Below are 16,135 nucleotides of genomic sequence, written 5' to 3'. Positions count from 1 at the left end.
TCCCCGGCGTAATTCGGGCAAGATGAAGGGGGCGGGTTTCCGCCCTCTTTTCGTTCAGAGGCGGGTCAGGACGACGCCGCCGAGGATCAGGACGGCGGCGAGCGCCTTGACCCTGTCCATACGCTCGTGGAAGGCCAGCCAGCCGATGAGGACGGCGAAGAGGATCGAGGTCTCGCGCAGCGCGGTCACGAGGGGGATCGGCGCCTGCGTCATCGCCCAGACGGCGATCCAGTAGGCGCCGTAGGAGAAGATCGCTGCCACCGCGCCGAGACGCCAGGCGGACCAGGGCGCGCGGATGACGCCGGGACCGCGGAGCGCCATCGTCACGGGCGTGAACATCACCGCGTCGAGGATGAAGAGCCAGGCGACGTAGGCGGTGGCGTCGCCCGAGACACGGGCGCCCACGCCGTCGACCAGCGAATAGCCCGCCGTCATCGCCGCCGAGCCGAGAGCGAGAGGGATGAGGCGTCGGGATTCGCCGGAGCGGATTGCGCCGTGGCCCATGGCGAGGATGCCGAGGCCGAGGACGAGGATCGCCACAACGTCGAGCTGACGGAGGGGGTCGTCGAGGACCACTGCGCCGATGGCGAGAACGGCGAGCGGGGCCGCACCGCGCGCGATGGGATAGACGCGCGAGAGGTCGCCGTTCTCGTAGGCGAAGGCGAGGAAGATCTTGTAGCCCGAGTGAAACACGCCCGAGGCGAGAAGCCAGAGCCATGCCTCGGCCTTCGGCACGGGCGAGACGAAGGCCACGATCACAGCCAGTCCCCCCTGCACGAGGGTCATGATGAGCATGCTGGTGACCTTCGCCGTCCCGATGCGGATGATCGCGTTCCAGGTGGCATGGAGGAGCGCGGCGCCGAGGACCGCGAAGAAGACCGTGAGGCTCATGTCCTCCGGTAGCGCCGCGCCGGAAGCGCCGCAAGCGGGGACGATGCCGTGGGCTCTTTTTACCGTCCCGCCCGCGTGATAGCGGGGTCGGCATGTGGGAGATCTTCCTCAAGACGCTGCCGTTCTTCGCGGTGATCGGCCTTGGCTATGCCTCGGGCCGGGCGCGGTTCTTCACCGAGGAAGCGACGGCCTACCTGACGAAGTTCGTCTTCTATTTCGCGCTGTCGGCGATGATCTTCCGCTTCGTGGCGACGCTCGAGATCGGTCAGATCCTCGACTGGACGTTCATCGCGGCCTACCTGAGCGCCACCATCGTCGTGTATTTGATCGCGACGGCGGTCGCATCCTTCCGGGGGATCGGGCTGGCGGTCGGCGCCGTCGAGTCGCAATGCGCGGTGATCGGCAACGTGGGCTTCCTGGGCGTGCCGATGTTCGCGCTTCTCCTCGGGCCCGAGGCGCCGCGGCCGGTCATCATCATGCTGACCTGCGACCTGATCGTGTTCTCGTCGCTGATCGTGATCCTCATCACCGTGTCGCGCGAAGGGCGGCTGTCGCTGGGGATCCTCAAGACGGTGCTGCTGGGGCTGGTGAAGAACCCGATGATCGTGTCCATCGTCCTTGGCATGGTGTGGTCGTCGTGGAAGCTGCCGATGCCGCAGCCGGTGGACGAGTTCCTGGTGCTTCTGGGAGCCGCCGCCACGCCGGGGGCGCTTTTCGCCATCGGCGCCTCGCTGGCGTCTCGGTCGGCCGAGCGGATGTCGGTGGCGCTGTGGCTGTCGTTCTGCAAGCTGGTCCTGCATCCGGCCGCGGTCTTCGTGACCGCAATCCTGATCTTCCCGGTCGACGCCTTCGCGGCGAAAGTCATGGTGGCCGCCGCCGCCCTGCCCGTCGCGGGCAACATCTTCATCCTTGCGCAGCATTACGGTGTTGCGCCGCAGCGCGTGTCGTCGGCGATCCTCGTGTCGACGGCGATCTCGGTCGTGACGGTGGCGGCCGTCATCGCCTGGCTGAGTCCGTTCTGATGATCTGGGTCGATGCCGATGCCTGCCCCGTCAAGGCCGAGGTCGAGCGCGTGGCGACGCGTCGGCAGGTGAAGGTCGCGATGGTGTCGAACGGGGGCATCCGGCCATCGCCCAATCCGCTGATCGAGAGCGTCTACGTCGCCTCGGGCGCGGACGAGGCGGACAAGCACATCGCCGAGCATTGCGGGCCGGGCGACGTGGTCGTGACGAATGACATGCCCCTGGCAGCGAAGTGCGTGGCGGCTGGCGCGGTCGTCCTGAAGCCGAACGGCGAGAGGCTGACCGAGCGGAACATGGGCGAGGCGCTGGCGATGCGCGACCTCGCCGCCGACCTGCGCGCGGCGGATCCGTTCCGTCAGGGCGGCGGCAAGGGGTTCAGCAAGGCGGACCGGTCGCGGTTCCTCGAGGCTCTGGAGCGGGCGCTGCGCTGAATTTCGCGACTCCGGCGAAAAGGCATTGGCGGTTCCTCTCTCTCACATTACGTTTATATCAACGTAATTGACAGGGAGATTCGAAATGGCCACCCCGAAGAACATGATCTGCGTCTGGTACGACAAGGATGCCGAGGCCGCGGCGCGCTTCTATGCCGAGACGTTCCCGGATACGACGGTCGATGCCGTGTACCGGGCGCCCTCCGACTATCCGTCCGGGAAGGCGGGCGATGTTCTGACCGTCCTGTTCACCGTCATGGGCATTCCCTGCATCGGGCTGAACGGCGGGACGACGTTCAAGCAGAGCGAGGCCTTCTCGTTCCAGATCGCGACCGACGACCAGGACGAGACGGACCGCTACTGGGACGCCATCGTCGGCAACGGCGGACAGGAGAGTGCCTGCGGCTGGTGCAAGGACAAGTGGGGCGTCAACTGGCAGATCACGCCGCGCACGCTGACCGAGGCCATGGCGGCGGGCGGCGACGAGGCGAAGCGCGCCTTCACGGCGATGATGGACATGGGCAAGATCGACGTCGCGGCGATCGACGCGGCCCGGCGCGGCTAGGTCAGGCGGGGCCAGGTCAGGCGGGGCGGAGGATCTTCTCCATCTTTCGCCCGTTCGCCAGTTCGTCGACGAGCTTGTCGAGGTAGCGGATCTCGCGCATCGTCGGCTCTTCGATCTCCTCGACCCGGATCCCGCAGATGAGGCCGGTGATCTGCGTCCGCGCCGGGTTCATCGCGGGCGCGCGGTCGAAGAAGGTCTCGAAGTCGGTGCCGTCGGCGATGACCGTTTCGAGCGCCTTCCGGTCATAGCCGGTGAGCCAGCGGATGATCTCGTCGACCTCTTCCTTCGTGCGGCCCTTGCGCTCGGCCTTGGCGACATAGTGCGGATAGACCGAGCCGAAGCTGGCGGTGTAGATCCGGTGTTTCTTCACGACAATCCTCCTCGCCCGCCCGACCTTTCCATTACGCCGCGTCGCAGGACTGCGGGCAAGAGCGAGGTGGGTCTTTTCCCGGACCTCGGAGCGGGCTAGTTGCGGGGGATGCGTATCGATGCCGCCCCTACCCCGGCGCCTTTCGTGGGCGCTCTCTGGGCCATGCTGGCCGTCGCGTGCTTCAGCACGACCGACGTGCTGGTGAAGTTCCTGTCGGACGGATACGCGCTTTACGAGGTGATGTTCATCCGGACGCTGTTCGGGATCCTGTTCCTTCTGGGCGTCATTCTGCCCCTGACGCGGGCGAGCCTTCGGATCTCGCGGGTGTGGCTGCATCTGGCGCGGGGGCTGTGCGTCTTCGTGGCGAACCTGTTCTTCTTCCTCGGCCTCGCCGCCATGCCCCTGTCCGAGGCGACGGCGATCTTCTTCGTCAGCCCGCTTCTGATCTCCGCCTTCTCGGTGTGGTTCCTGCACGAAACGGTCGGGCCGAGGCGGTGGATCGCCATTGCGGTCGGTCTCGTCGGCGTCGTCGTCGTGCTGCGTCCGGGGACGGAGGCGTTTCAGGCCGCGGCCCTGCTGCCGCTCTTCGCGGCGACGGGCTATGCGCTTCTGCACACCATCACGCGGGCGATCGGGGCAACCGAGAACGCGACGGCGATGGCGTTGACGATCCAGTTGACGTTCCTCGTCATTTCGGGGGCGGCGGGGATGTTGCTTGGACATGGTGGATACGATGTCTTCGACCACCCTTCGGCGCATTTCCTTTTGAGAGCCTGGACCTGGCCGGCGACGAGCGATGTCTGGCTTCTGGCGCTTCTGGGCGTCAGCTCGGCCATGGGCGGCTTCTCGATCAGCGAGGCGTTCCGCCGGGCGGAGGCGGCTTTCGTCGCACCCTTCGAATATATCGCATTGCCGATGGCGGTGTTCTTCGACCTGACGGTCTTCGGTGTCCTGCCAGATACCGTTGCCTTCGCGGGCATCGCGCTGATCCTCGTCTCCGGCCTCGTCCTGATCTGGCGCGAGGCAGTGGCGCGGCGGCGCGAGGTGCTGGACGCGCCGAACCGTCTCTGAGACAAGGGCCGAAAGGCAGTCTGGAGGCAGGGATGGTCAGGGCAGTCGTCTGGGACATCGGCAACATCTTCGCGCGTTGGGAGCCCGAGGCGCACTATGACCGGCTGATCGGGCGCGAGCGGCGCGAGAGGCTGTTCGCCGAGACCGCGCTGCACCGGATGAACGAAGCCATCGACCTCGGGACATCGTCGCGGGACGCGGCCTATGCGCACGCCGAGTTGCACCCGGACTGGAGTGACGAGATCCGGCGCTGGAGCGACGACTGGGAAGAGACCTTTCGGACGGCGGTGCCGGGAACGGCCGAGGTCTTTCGCGAGGTAAAGGCCGCTGGCATGCCCTGCGTGTCCCTGTCCAACTTCGGACCCGACACGATGGAGCGCGCGAAGGCGCTGCACCCGGTGCTGCGCGAGTTCGACCGCGAATTCGTCTCTGCGCATCTGGGCGTCGCGAAGCCCGACCCGGCGATCTACGAGGCGCTTGAGGTCGGGATGGGCCTGTCGGGGGCAGAGCTGATCTTCACCGACGACAAGCCCGAGAACCTTGCGGCCGCCGAGGCGCGGGGCTGGAAGACGCATCTTTTCACCGAAGCGGACGGATGGCGCGCGCGGCTCGTGGCGGAGGGTGTCCTGCCGGGCGGCGGGGCATGATCTGGCCTTGGGTGCTGGGCGGCGTCGCGCTGGCCGTGGCGGCCGCGCCGGCCATCGCCGAGGCGATGCGAATGCCGGTGACGACGCGGCGCCGATCCGAGGCGCCGGGCGAGATCGCAGAACTTCCGGGCGGGGCCACGCACTATCGCTGGACGGGCTCGGACGGAGACCCGGTGGCGGTCTGCATCCACGGACTGTCGACGCCCTCCTACGTCTTCGCAGCGACCGAGCGCAGTCTCGCGCGGCTGGGCTATCGCGTGCTGACCTACGACCTTTACGGGCGCGGCTATTCCGAAAGGGCGCGCGGCGCGCAGGGAGTCGATTTCTTCCTGCGGCAGTTGCGCGAGCTTCTGCGGGACCAGGCCGTGACGGGTCCGCTGACGGTCCTGGGCTACAGCATGGGCGGTCAGATCGCGGCGGCCTTCGCGGCCGAGGAGGCGTCGCGCGTCGAGGCGCTGATCCTGATTGCGCCGGCGGGTCTCGTGCCGGCCGAGAAGACGGAGTCGGGCTGGCTGTGGCGCGCGCCGCTGATCGGCGGCTGGCTGACGCGCGTGCTGGGCGGCATCGCGTTGAGACGCGAGTTGATCGAGAACCGCTCGACGCCGACGGTCATCCCCGACTTCGAGGACCGTCAGGCCGCCGAGACGCGGACGCGCGGCTATCTGCCCGCCCTTCTGTCGTCGCGGCGGCATCTTCTGGCCCATGCCTCGCACGGCGATCATGTGCGCATCCGCGACCACGGCACGCGCGTGCTGGCGATCTGGGGGGCGGAGGATCCGGTGATCCCGCTGGCCGCGATGGGCAAGCTCGCCTCGCTCAACCCGCGGGCGCGGCATGAGCAGATCGCCGGCGCCGGGCACAACCTTCTTCAGACCCATCCCGCACAGGTGGCCGAGGCGCTGCGGACGTTCCTGGCGCCCTAGGCCGGCACGACGGGAAGGTCGCGCCGCTCTTCACGGACAGGCAAGTGGATGATCGCGCTGAAGGCGCCGATGCCCACGCCGATCCACCAGACCATCGTGTAGCCGCCGGTGAGGTCGTACATGCGTCCGCCGAGCCAGACACCGAGGAACGAGCCCAACTGGTGGCTGAGGAAGACGAAGCCGTAGAGCGTGCCCATGAAGCGCAGCCCGTAGAGATGCGCGACGAGGCCCGAGGTCAGCGGCACGGTCGCGAGCCAGAGCGCGCCCATGAAGGCCGAGAACAGCAGGACCGACGCCGGCGTGATGGGGGCGAGGATGAAGGCCGCCGCGACGATGGTTCGCAACGTGTAGATCCCCGCCAGCAGGTACTTCTTGGTATAGCGCTTGCCGAGCCAGCCCGCCGTCAGCGTGCCCACGATATTGAAGAGACCGATGAGCGAGATCGCCGCCGCTCCGAGCGCCGAGGTCGTGGTGATCCCGATGGAGTGCAGCACGCCGCCCTGCATGATGGGGCCGCACATCTCGGTCACCAGGGCCGGGAAGTGGGCGGTAATGAAGCCGAGCTGGTAGCCGCAGGAGAAGAAGCCGAGGAAGATCATGCCGTAGGACGGGTCACGGAAGGCGCGGCGCAGGACGGTGCCCATGCTTTCCTCGAGTTCGGCCTTCGACACGGCGGGCGCGCGGATCATCGGCAGGACTGCGAGGGCCGCGAGGATCAGTCCGGCGAAGACGACGAAAACCGACTGCCACGGCATGACGGCGAGGAGGCTTTCCGCCACGAGCGGGCCGACCACCTGCCCCGCCGAGCCTGCGGCGGTGGCAATTGCCAGCGACATCGAGCGGTTCTCGTCCGACGAGGCCCGGCCCACGATGGCGAGGATGACGCCGAAGCCCGTCCCCGCGATGCCGAAGCCGACAAGGACCTCGAGGCTCTGCATGACGTAAGGGGTCGTCGCGACGGACGACAGCGTGAGGCCGGTGGCGTAGAGAAGGGCGCCGAGGATGATGGCCTTCCGGTCGCCGATCTTCTCGGCCATCGCGCCGAAGAGCGGCTGGCCGATGCCCCAGAACAGGTTCTGGATCGCGATGGCGAGCGAGAACTCCGCCCGCGCCCAGCCGAATTCCTCGGCGATGGGGATCTGGAAAATCCCGAAGGACGAGCGGGCGGCGAAGCTGACGAGGACGAGGATGCAGCCCGCGATCAGGACGGGCGTGAAGAGAGGCGCGGGCGGTTTCATGCGTTTCGTGTCTGCGCAATCCCCGGCTGGGTCAAACGCAATTTATTGATGCCAGCGTTGACGGTACGCGATGGATCAGGCGGCAGGGAAGAGGCGTGCGAGCACCTGCCGCGCGGCCTCGGGGATCGGCATGGGACGGTGGGTGCCACGGACGACGTGGACGTGAACGAAGCGTCCGTCCGCGGCGGCCGTGCCGGAGCCTTCGGCGAAAAGGCCGATGTGGTAGACGGCGGAGGTCGTGCCCAGATGCGCGATGCGGAGCCCGGCATCGACCCAGCCCGGGAACGCCAGTTCGGAATGGTAGTGGCAGCCGGTTTCGGCGACGAGGAAATAGGCCTCGGCGCCGGTCTCCGCGAGGAGGCCTTCCTCGATCAGCCAGCCGTTCACCGCCGTGTCGAAGAGCGCGTAGTGGACGGCGTTGTTCATGTGGCCGTATTGGTCGTTGTCCATCCAGCGGGTTTGGAGGCGGCGGAACACCGGATAGTCGTCGCGGCGCGACGCGGGCGTCCGCGTCATACGGCGAGCATCCTCAGCCCCTTTGTCACGTCGACCCGGACGGCGAGGCGAAGTCCCGGCTCGTCTCCCGCGCGGAGGGCGGCGAGGATCTGGCGGTGCGCTTCGGGCGGGGTGCCCTGCCGCATCCGACCGTAGAGCTTGCGCATCGTCGGGCCGAGCTGGAGCCACACGGTTTCCGCCATCTGGAGCATCGCCGGCGCCTGGGCGCGAAGGTAGAGCGTGCGGTGGAATTCGAGGTTGCGGCGGATGTAGGCCACCGCGTCGCCCTTCGCGACGGCCTCGGCCACGGTGGAGTTGATCGCCGTCAGCCGGTCGATGAGGGCCAGGTGCGCGCGCGGCAGGGCGCGGCTGGCGAGTTCGGTCTCGATCAGCGCGCGAAGGGCGGCCAGTTCCTCGATGCGCTCGTTGGTCAGTTCGGGCGTCGAGACGCGTCCCGAGGCCGAGAAGGTCAGCGCGCCCTCGGCCACGAGGCGGCGGACGGCCTCGCGCGCGGGGGTCATCGAGACGCCAAAGTCCTTGCCGATGCCCCGAAGCGTCAGCGCGGCGCCCGGTTCGATCTCACCGTGCATGATCTGGCCGCGCAGGCTGCGGTAGACCTGGTCGTGGGCCGAGGGCCGTGGCTCGATGGTTCGGGTCATGGGCGCGAGTGTGATCACAGCGCCCCCGGCCCGTCAATCGGCCGAGAAGCGGAAGCGATGGAGCGCCGCGCCCTCGCGCCGAAGCCATGCGCGCGGCGCGGCGTAGGTCGGGCAGAGCGCGCAGACCTCTGCCCAGAAGGCGGGTGAGTGGTCCATGCGCGCCAGATGGGCGACCTCGTGCGCCGCGACGTAGTCCAGCACCTCGGGCGGGGCGAGGATCAGGCGCCACGAGTACATCAGGTTGCCGTCGGTCGAACAGGAGCCCCATCTCGACCGGGTGTCGCGCAGGGTCAGGCGGGAATAGCTGCGGCCGAGCGCCCTGGCGTGGCGATCCGAGGCCTGCGCCAGCCGGTCGCGGGCAAGCGACTTCAGAAGCGCCGCGATGGCCGGACCCTCACGGCCCGCAGGCGCGGTTATGGACGACGGCAGGAGACGCGCCGACCGGCCCGTGCCCGGGACAACGCGGCGGGCGATGCCCTCCACCGGCACCTCGGCGCCTTCGGTCACCCGCACCTCGTCCGGTCGCCGCGACAGGGCGCCCGCGATCCAGTCGGATTTCTCCTCGACGAAGCGGCGCGCCTCGCGGTCGGACACGCCGGGCGGCAGCGTCAGCGTCACCTTTCCATCGAGCGAGGACACCCGGAGCGACAGACGCCGCGCACGCCGCGACCGGCGCAGTTCGACCGCCGTCCCCTGCCCGTCTGCCAGTCTGATGAGACCCTCGCCCATGCGCGGCACGCTAGCCGCCCCGCGGTCGTTTCGCCAGAGGTCCCGGAAAGCCTTTGACAGTGCCCCGCCAGTGTGGCAGGTGGCGCGTCGATCCTAGAGACAGACAGGAAAGTGAGCGACAATGCCCAAAGAAGACTGGGGCACGAAGCGTGTTTGTCCGACCACGGGCAAGCGTTTCTACGACCTGAACAAAAGCCCGATCGTCAGCCCCTATACGGGCGAGGTCGTGTCTCTCGAGACCGGCAAGGGCCGGCGCAGCCTCGTGGCCGACAAGCCCGACCGCTCGGCGAAGCCGGAGGAACCGTTCGAGGAAGACGATATCGTCCTGGACGACGAGGATGACAGCGCCGATCTCGGCGACGACGTTCTCGAGGACGACGACGACGAGGACGATGTCTCGCTTGACGACATCGCGGACGTCAGCGCAGACGACGAAGACTGACCGTTTTTTGGCTTGCGCCGAAAGGGCGGAGCCATTAACTCACGCTGGCGCGGAGCGATCCGCGCCAACCCGGATGGGGCCTTAGCTCAGTTGGGAGAGCGCTTGCATGGCATGCAAGAGGTCAGGGGTTCGACCCCCCTAGGCTCCACCAAATCCTCTGAATTCTCCCTTGGCAGCCAGTCGCGAACTGGCCCTTGACGTCGTGATGGCTGCGGGTGGGCGCCTCCTGCGGAATGCGCGCACACCTGTCGATCCGCGCAACCTCCGGCAGGACGAGGTCGGCCGGCTTGTCAGTCCTGACGGCTGTCGCTTTCCATCAGGATGGGCGACCCTCGGTCTGATCGCTGGGGTCCTCGTCGGCTTCCGAAGCGCCGGACAAGCGCTGAGCGAACCAGAAGATGGTGGCCGAGCCGATCAGGGCCAGGCATCCGCTGACGACGTAGATCAGGAAGGCCATCAGGAGGGATGCGCCGAGGATCAGCGCCACGACGGCGGCGGCACAGGCAAAGATCAACGCGATCAGCGCGAAACGCACCATGTCGAAACAGCCGCCCCCGTCAGCCCCAGTACACCTTTCATAGCGCGATACGCCACCAATGGCGATTCCATACTGGTGACGGCGGTTGCGGCGCCCGACGATTCGGGTCCGCCACAATTCGAGCGGTCATTTTCGAATTACGAATACGCTCAAAGCTTCAGCGGAAATCCGCGATGACTTCTGCAAGTCAAGGCATTCGGCGGATCGCGACCTGCGTGAATGATCTTCATTTGCGCTGAATACGGCAATATCAGGGCCGCTCTAGGCGGCTTTTCGCAACTGCAGAAACTTTGGCTGTCGCCTCGCCCAACTCCGCCATAAGCCTTGAGTCGGGTGTGGGATGCATGGTGCGCGAAGCGGCCATGAGGATCGGGAGCGTGTCGATAACCGCACTCCGACAGCCGGGACGAGTCCGCTGTCAGATGCCGCCCCATACCCTCATGTAGCTGCTTCCAATAGAGAATATGACCGGAGGCCGCTTCGCATGAAGAGCCTACGCATGAATGAAGCCATCAAGATGACGCCTGCGGACGGTCAGGCGGGCATTCGTACCGACGCCCACTCGGTCCGGTTCCATCAAGGCGCGCTGAAACGCGCATTCGACCTCGTTTTCGCGTTGATGCTCCTGCCGATAATTGCGCCTGTGATTCTCGCATTGGCCATCGCGGTAAAGCGCGATGGCGGCCCGGCTTTCTTCGGCCATAGGCGCGTGGGTCGAGACGGCAAGTTGTTCCGCTGCTGGAAGATCCGCACCATGGTGGTGGATGCGGACCGGAAGCTGAGCGACCTGCTGGCAAGCGACCCCCAAATCGCGGCGAAGTGGCAACGCGACTTCAAGCTCGACCGGGATCCGAGAACGACCTCCTTCGGTCAGTTCCTCAGAGAGACAAGCCTCGACGAGCTGCCCCAGATCTGGAACGTCCTGACGGGCGAGATGAGTTTCGTCGGACCGCGTCCGGTCGTTCCGGACGAGTTGAAGAAGTACGGCGCGCAGGTCTGGGCCTATCATGCCTGCGTTCCGGGGATCACGGGCCTTTGGCAGGTCTCGGGACGCAACGACATCAGCTATGACGAGCGTGTCAGGCTCGACGCCCTGTATCTGCAGAACAAGTCGCTGATGCTGGACCTCAAGGTCCTTGCAATGACGGTCATTTCGGTCGCCGGCAGGACGGGCAAGTAATGCCGCTCACCGTGACCCGAGGCGTCGACCGGCGCGAGTTCATCCTGGGTGCGACTGCGGCAGGCATCGCCAGTCAGGCCGTCGGTCAGCAGGCGACAGCCCTGGCGCCGGCGCAAGGCCGGTTCGGCGCCCAGACCCACTTCGGGCACATCGACTGGTCCAAGGATGTCGTCGGGACGCTCGGAGCTCGGGGGATCCATCTGACCCGGATCCGCGACGAGCTGTTCTGGAACCTTCTCGAACCCGAGCGAGGCGTCTACGACTGGACCTACGGCGACCGGGTCATGTCCGACCTGGCCGCGACCGGCGCGCGCGTGATCCTTGGCTTCGGCTTCGGAAATCCGCTCTACAACTCGCCGGGGCACTCCTTTCCCGACACCGACGAGGCGCGGACGGCCTTTGCCGACTATGTCTACGCGGCCCTGGACCGCTATGCAGGAGCGGCGGGAAAGTACCCCGGCCTCATCGCGGGCATCGAAGTCTGGAACGAAGCGAACGGCAACTGGAACGGCGGGTACGGGCAGCGAGAGATGGCTTTCCTGCTCGCGGAGCTGACCGGCCGCGTTTTTCAGCGCGTCCGGGCGGATAGCTCGTTCGACGGGATCCCCGTGCTGGGATGCGCCGCCGTCGGTGTGCCGCTTCGCTTCATCGACAGGTGCTTCGCCCAGGGAATCGGCTCGTCGATCGACAAGGTCGTGGTGCACCCCTACGGCTCGCCCGAAGCTTTGCTGAAGGAAGTCACCTGGCTTCGCGACCGCCTCGACCAGAACGGCCACGAGCAGGCGATCTGGGCCACAGAGTTCGGCAATCTCACCTCCGCCGACGACATGGTAAAGACACTGGCGGCAGTGGCGGCCGCTCCGCTCGAGGTCGCGAGTTACTATCTCTCGAAATCGGACGATCACTTCGCCTCGGGACTGATGGATGCCCGAAATCGCCTCACCCGTGTCGGTCAGGCGTGGACCGCTTGGGCGGACATCCTGAGCACATCCACCTTCATCGAACGTGAGACTCTGTCGCGGCGGCTGTACTCGCTCCGGTTCCGCACGGCGGATGGTTCGACGCTGCGGGTCTGCTGGTCAAGGTGGGGGTCTGCCCCGCTTGCCGTCGCCGGAGCGCACGTTGCCCGCGATGCCTTTGGCCGAAAGGTCCCGACGCAACAGCAGTATGACGTCGACGTGGCTCCGCTGATCCTCGTCGGCGACGCCGTCCTGGCCAGCGCCCCGGGCGACAGACGGGTGCTGGCCGAAGCCTTCGACGACTTCGATCTTTCGCCCGGACGCAACGGGTGGAGCTATCACTCCCGCACCGTCGACCGGACCGAGGAGATGGAGCCTGGATACGGAAACGATCGGGGCACGTCATGGGGCCTGGCGGCGGGGGGAGCGGCTTCGCTGACCGCACATGGAGCGCACCCGGGCGTCGTCGGCGGGGTTCCGGTCGAGGCGGTGCGCCGGTGGACCGCACCATGCTCGTGCGCCGCCACCCTTTCTGGCTCGGCCATGCGGGGGGCGGACGGAGACGGTGTCGACGTGTCGATCCTGAAGAACGGCGAGCCGGTCTTCGTGCGGCACGCGCTTTTGGACGGAACCGCTGAGTTCGACGTGGGCCTCGACATCGCCGAGGGCGATCACGTCGATTTCGTCACCGCTCCACGCGCCGACCAGCATTTCGATTTCACGCGATGGAATATTCTCATCTCGACCGCACAACCCGAAGCCGCGCTTGAGGGCGCGGTGCAGGCCAATCAACAAGGTGAGGCTGTCCATGGGACGCTCTGAACCGTACTACTCGGTCCCCTCCGCGCGGACCGAACCCGCCATGACCGGCACACAGGATCTCGAATCGCTCGGCGCGCGGCAGGCCCTGGACGCGCTCTGGCGGGGCAAGATGCTCATCGCCGCCATCGCCGCTGCAGGGGCGATCCTCGCCCTCGCCTTCGCTCTTGTGATGACGCCCACCTACGACGGCAGGGTCCGCATCGCTCTCGAGACCCGCAACATGGCGCAGGACGCGGGGGCCGGCCAGAACGAGGAAACCGAGATCAGCAACGCGACGTTCCTGACCGAGATGCAGGTGCTTCGCTCGCCTGTCCTGCTCGCCAAGGTGGCAGAGGAACTGAACCTCGCCTCGGTGCCCGAATTCGGCGCGGCCGATGCGCCGGCCTTGCCCTGGTTCTCGGACGGCGAGGCGCTGGCGCCGGTCTCTCCCCAGCAGGTCGTGGAGCGTCTCGGCAAACACGTTCAGGTTCTGCGCGACGGAACGTCCTATGTCATCACGATCGTGACGACGTCGGAGGATCCCGAACTGGCCGCAGCGATCGGCAACGAGGTGGCCGAACAATACATCGCGTGGCAGCACGGACGGCGGCAGACATCGCTGCTGCGAATGACGGATTGGCTTGAGACCCGGATCGAAACCATCCGCGCGCAACTGGAGGAGGCGGAAGAGCGCGTCGCCTCGACGAGATCGAGCAACCTCGCCGAAAGCGGCGTGACGCAGGGCGCCCTGGAAACGAGGCTGGCCAGTACAAACGACGAATTGACGCGGCTTCGGACGGAGTTGGCGGCGCATGAGGTTCGGTTCGAGGAATTCGAGCGGCTCAAGGCGGCGGGTTCGGATGCGGCGACCGCAGTGCCCGCTGAAAGCGACACGATCTCGAGCCTGAAGCAGAGGCTCGCGGAACTTGGCGCGAACAAGGTCGACATGATCGCCAACGCGGGAAGCGGCACCGACCGGATCGATCGCATCGAGGAATACGAGACCATCGTCCGGCAGGAGTTGTCGGCTGCGATCGAGACGCAACTCTCGAGCCTCAGGAATATCGCGGTCCGCCAGGTCGAGCTTGCCTCGGCGGAGGTCCGGAACATCGAGGAACAGCTTCAGACACTTTCGGAAGGCTCCCTGGTTCTCAGGCAACAGGAACGCGAGGTGTCGTCGCTTCAGGACGTCTACAGCAACCTCCTTACCTTGAGAAACCAAAGCGACGCGCGGCAGCCGATGCCCGTCGTCGAAGCCAGCCTTCTGGCCACCGCCGACGTGCCGGGCGACCCGAGTTCGCCGAGGACGAAGCTGATCGTGGTGATCGGCGGTCTTCTTGGCCTCTTGATCGGCCTTGGCTGGATCGGGTTCCGGCATCTGACGAACCCGGGCCGGCTTCTGCGCGAAACGGTCGAAAGGGAATTCAGGCTTCCGCTCCTCGCGGAAGTGCCGCGCGGCAAACTGGGCGGGGGTGGCGTGTCGGAGTGGATGCATCGTCCCGAGGGCGTCGCCTTCGTCGAGGCCATGCGGCAGGTCCGGACTTCGCTTCTGTTCTCGGCGACGAGCGAGCCGAAGGTCGTGATGGTCACCAGTGCCGACGCAGGCGACGGCAAGACGACGATGACCATCGCCCTTGCAACGCTCTACGCCAGTGTCGGCAAGCGAGTCCTCGTGCTGGACGGAGATCTGAGGCGGTCGAACCTGACGTCGCTGACGACCAAGAACGAGGAGCAGAACCTGACGGCGCTTCTCAACGGCGACGTGTCGGTGGAAGAGTCGATCGTGCTGGACCCGGACCTGAAGTTCGATGTCCTGACCTTCGCCAACTCGATGACGCCCGCTTCGGTCGACGCCTTGTCGATGCCGTCGTTCGAGGCGTTGATAAGGCGGTTGCGCGCGAGCTACGACCTAGTCCTCATCGACACCCCGCCGGTGTCCTTCGCGTCGGATGCCCTCGTCATTGGCACCCTGGTCGATGCGTCCCTCTTCGTGACGCGCAACGGCGGGACGAGGCTCGACTCCGTGCGGCGTGCGCTGTCCCGGTTGCTGGAAATGAAGATTCCGCTTGCGGGCGTGATCGACAACATGACGTCCGAAACGTCCATGCAGACGCGCTATCCCTCGGACCCACGTCCCGACACCTGGCAGCGCCCGCTCAGCTCGAATGCCGTCCAGTACCGGCAGTCCGTGGCCTACCAGGTCCCGGCGGAGAATTTCCATTCCGCGCGCTCGATTGGTCCCCGCAGGATGGGCAGGCCATGAGCGACGGACGTCAGCCAGTGATTTCGCTCGTGGTCGCGACCATCGGCGAGACGCCGCATCTCGCACGGCTCGCGCGGTCGCTGGGAGCGCAGGAGTTCCGCGATTTCGAGGTGATCGTCGTGAACCAGGGAGCCGAGCGCGCCCTCGACGACTTCGAGGCCGCGCTTCCCGACTGGGTCGCGCTGACCAAACTCCGATCCGCGCGGGGGCTGTCTAGGGCGCGCAACGTCGGCCTGAAGGCAGCGCGTGGGCGGCTCGTCGCCTTTCCCGATGACGATTGCTGGTATCCGCAACACCTCCTCGGTCACGTCGCCTCTTCGTTCGGTGCGGAGGAGGATCTGGACATTCTCACCTGCGCCACGCGTGACGCGGAAGGGGCGCATTCGAACGGAACCTTCCTGGCGCGTTCCGAGCCCCTGACGCATCGCAACGTCTGGAAGGCCGGAAATTCGAACGGCATTTTCCTGCGCCTCGCGCCGGCCCTTGCCGTGCACGGGTTCGACGAGACCCTTGGCGCTGGCTCGGGCTCGCCCTTCGGCTCGGGCGAAGAGACCGACCTGCTCCTCCGGCTGATCCGTGAGGGGTCGCGCGGTCGTTTCGATGCGGACCTCTTTGTGCATCACGATCAGGTGGACCGAACGCCCGACGCCGGCGCCCTGCGGCGCGCCCGCCTCTATTCGACGGGCTACGGGCGCGTCCTGAGGCTGCACAGATACACTCCGGCCTTCGCTGCCTACCGCGCCGTCAGAAGCGTGACGGCGGCACTTCTGGCCGGAGGACGCGGACATGTGAGGGAGGGTCAGCGGCGCCTGATCTGGGCGGCCGGGATACTCAGGGGCTACGCCGCCCCGCTTGAGACGGCGACGGGCTCCATGCGTCCCGATGTCTTCGCTGCCTCTGCGGGAGACTAG

At 66.7% G+C, this 16,135-nt stretch carries 18 protein-coding genes and 1 tRNA gene; 12 read left to right on the top strand and 7 right to left on the bottom strand.

The features are described from left to right. Positions 1-54 precede the first annotated feature (54 nt). Complete coding sequence (locus tag EF888_RS04825) at positions 55-891, bottom strand: DMT family transporter (RefSeq protein WP_109757703.1); 837 nt, start codon at positions 889-891, stop codon at positions 55-57. Positions 892-983: 92 nt separating this feature from the next. Here EF888_RS04825 and EF888_RS04820 point away from each other — a divergent pair, with 92 nt between their 5' ends. From EF888_RS04820 to EF888_RS04810, 3 genes are all read left to right on the top strand, one after another. Continuing rightward, positions 984-1,913, top strand: coding sequence for an AEC family transporter (locus EF888_RS04820; protein WP_109757702.1), 930 nt, complete (start codon positions 984-986; stop codon positions 1,911-1,913). Then, positions 1,913-2,344: a YaiI/YqxD family protein gene (locus tag EF888_RS04815; RefSeq protein WP_206508424.1), complete on the top strand. Its 432-nt coding sequence runs from the start codon at positions 1,913-1,915 to the stop codon at positions 2,342-2,344. Before EF888_RS04820 ends, EF888_RS04815 begins: the two co-directional genes overlap by 1 nt. A gap of 85 nt (positions 2,345-2,429) precedes the next feature. Beyond that, positions 2,430-2,909, top strand: a complete 480-nt coding sequence (locus EF888_RS04810) for a VOC family protein (RefSeq protein WP_109757701.1) — start codon at positions 2,430-2,432, stop codon at positions 2,907-2,909. 16 nt (positions 2,910-2,925) lie between these two features. Here the strand turns inward: EF888_RS04810 and EF888_RS04805 are convergent, their stop codons facing one another. Then, positions 2,926-3,279, bottom strand: coding sequence for a DUF2200 domain-containing protein (locus EF888_RS04805; RefSeq protein WP_109757700.1), 354 nt, complete (start codon positions 3,277-3,279; stop codon positions 2,926-2,928). 108 nt (positions 3,280-3,387) lie between these two features. On the opposite strand from EF888_RS04805, the gene EF888_RS04800 reads away from it, so the two are divergent. Genes EF888_RS04800 through EF888_RS04790 form a run of 3 tightly spaced genes read left to right on the top strand, consistent with a single transcriptional unit; the run spans position 3,388 to position 5,920 of the window. Continuing rightward, positions 3,388-4,350 (top strand): DMT family transporter, encoded by a 963-nt coding sequence (locus EF888_RS04800; RefSeq protein WP_109757699.1) that lies wholly within the window; start codon positions 3,388-3,390, stop codon positions 4,348-4,350. A gap of 32 nt (positions 4,351-4,382) precedes the next feature. Then, entirely contained in the window at positions 4,383-4,997 is a 615-nt protein-coding gene (locus EF888_RS04795; RefSeq protein WP_109757698.1) for an HAD-IA family hydrolase, read from the top strand. After that, complete coding sequence (locus EF888_RS04790) at positions 4,994-5,920, top strand: alpha/beta fold hydrolase (protein WP_109757697.1); 927 nt, start codon at positions 4,994-4,996, stop codon at positions 5,918-5,920. The genes EF888_RS04795 and EF888_RS04790 overlap by 4 nt, the downstream gene beginning before the upstream one ends. Here EF888_RS04790 and EF888_RS04785 read toward each other — a convergent pair. The 4 genes from EF888_RS04785 to EF888_RS04770 form a co-directional block, all read right to left on the bottom strand. After that, a complete protein-coding gene (locus tag EF888_RS04785) occupies positions 5,917-7,158 on the bottom strand; it encodes an MFS transporter (RefSeq protein ID WP_109757696.1) in 1,242 nt (413 codons plus the stop codon). The two genes, EF888_RS04790 and EF888_RS04785, sit on opposite strands and share 4 nt — an antisense overlap. A 75-nt stretch (positions 7,159-7,233) precedes the next feature. Then, the gene (locus EF888_RS04780; RefSeq protein WP_109757695.1) at positions 7,234-7,674 is read right to left on the bottom strand and encodes an acyl-CoA thioesterase; all 441 of its coding nucleotides are present in this window, start codon (positions 7,672-7,674) and stop codon (positions 7,234-7,236) included. Continuing rightward, a complete protein-coding gene (locus tag EF888_RS04775; protein WP_109757967.1) occupies positions 7,671-8,312 on the bottom strand; it encodes a GntR family transcriptional regulator in 642 nt (213 codons plus the stop codon). The genes EF888_RS04780 and EF888_RS04775 overlap by 4 nt, the downstream gene beginning before the upstream one ends. A 33-nt stretch (positions 8,313-8,345) precedes the next feature. Then, complete coding sequence (locus tag EF888_RS04770) at positions 8,346-9,041, bottom strand: M48 family metallopeptidase (RefSeq protein WP_109757694.1); 696 nt, start codon at positions 9,039-9,041, stop codon at positions 8,346-8,348. A gap of 121 nt (positions 9,042-9,162) precedes the next feature. Between EF888_RS04770 and EF888_RS04765 the strand changes: the two genes are divergently transcribed. Together EF888_RS04765 and EF888_RS04760 are read left to right on the top strand one after the other, a co-directional pair. Next, positions 9,163-9,483: a TIGR02300 family protein gene (locus EF888_RS04765; RefSeq protein WP_109757693.1), complete on the top strand. Its 321-nt coding sequence runs from the start codon at positions 9,163-9,165 to the stop codon at positions 9,481-9,483. Positions 9,484-9,558: 75 nt separating this feature from the next. Then, a tRNA-Ala gene (locus tag EF888_RS04760) sits at positions 9,559-9,634 on the top strand. 165 nt (positions 9,635-9,799) lie between these two features. Here the strand turns inward: EF888_RS04760 and EF888_RS04755 are convergent. Further along, positions 9,800-10,021 (bottom strand): hypothetical protein, encoded by a 222-nt coding sequence (locus tag EF888_RS04755; protein ID WP_109757692.1) that lies wholly within the window; start codon positions 10,019-10,021, stop codon positions 9,800-9,802. A gap of 499 nt (positions 10,022-10,520) precedes the next feature. On the opposite strand from EF888_RS04755, the gene EF888_RS04750 reads away from it, so the two are divergent. From EF888_RS04750 to EF888_RS04735, 4 genes are read left to right on the top strand one after another with little or no spacing between them, the layout of a single operon-like run. Beyond that, positions 10,521-11,201, top strand: a complete 681-nt coding sequence (locus EF888_RS04750) for a sugar transferase (protein ID WP_241239800.1) — start codon at positions 10,521-10,523, stop codon at positions 11,199-11,201. Then, a complete protein-coding gene (locus EF888_RS04745) occupies positions 11,201-12,982 on the top strand; it encodes a beta-galactosidase (protein WP_109757691.1) in 1,782 nt (593 codons plus the stop codon). The genes EF888_RS04750 and EF888_RS04745 overlap by 1 nt, the downstream gene beginning before the upstream one ends. Then, complete coding sequence (locus EF888_RS04740) at positions 12,969-15,224, top strand: GumC family protein (RefSeq protein ID WP_109757690.1); 2,256 nt, start codon at positions 12,969-12,971, stop codon at positions 15,222-15,224. The genes EF888_RS04745 and EF888_RS04740 overlap by 14 nt, the downstream gene beginning before the upstream one ends. Then, positions 15,221-16,135: a glycosyltransferase family 2 protein gene (locus tag EF888_RS04735; protein ID WP_109757689.1), complete on the top strand. Its 915-nt coding sequence runs from the start codon at positions 15,221-15,223 to the stop codon at positions 16,133-16,135. The genes EF888_RS04740 and EF888_RS04735 overlap by 4 nt, the downstream gene beginning before the upstream one ends.

This window comes from Silicimonas algicola (genome assembly GCF_003970735.1).
GTDB lineage: Bacteria > Pseudomonadota > Alphaproteobacteria > Rhodobacterales > Rhodobacteraceae > Silicimonas > Silicimonas algicola.
The sequence above is the reverse complement of the archived record's forward strand: the minus strand, read 5'-3'. Positions and strand labels throughout refer to the sequence as shown.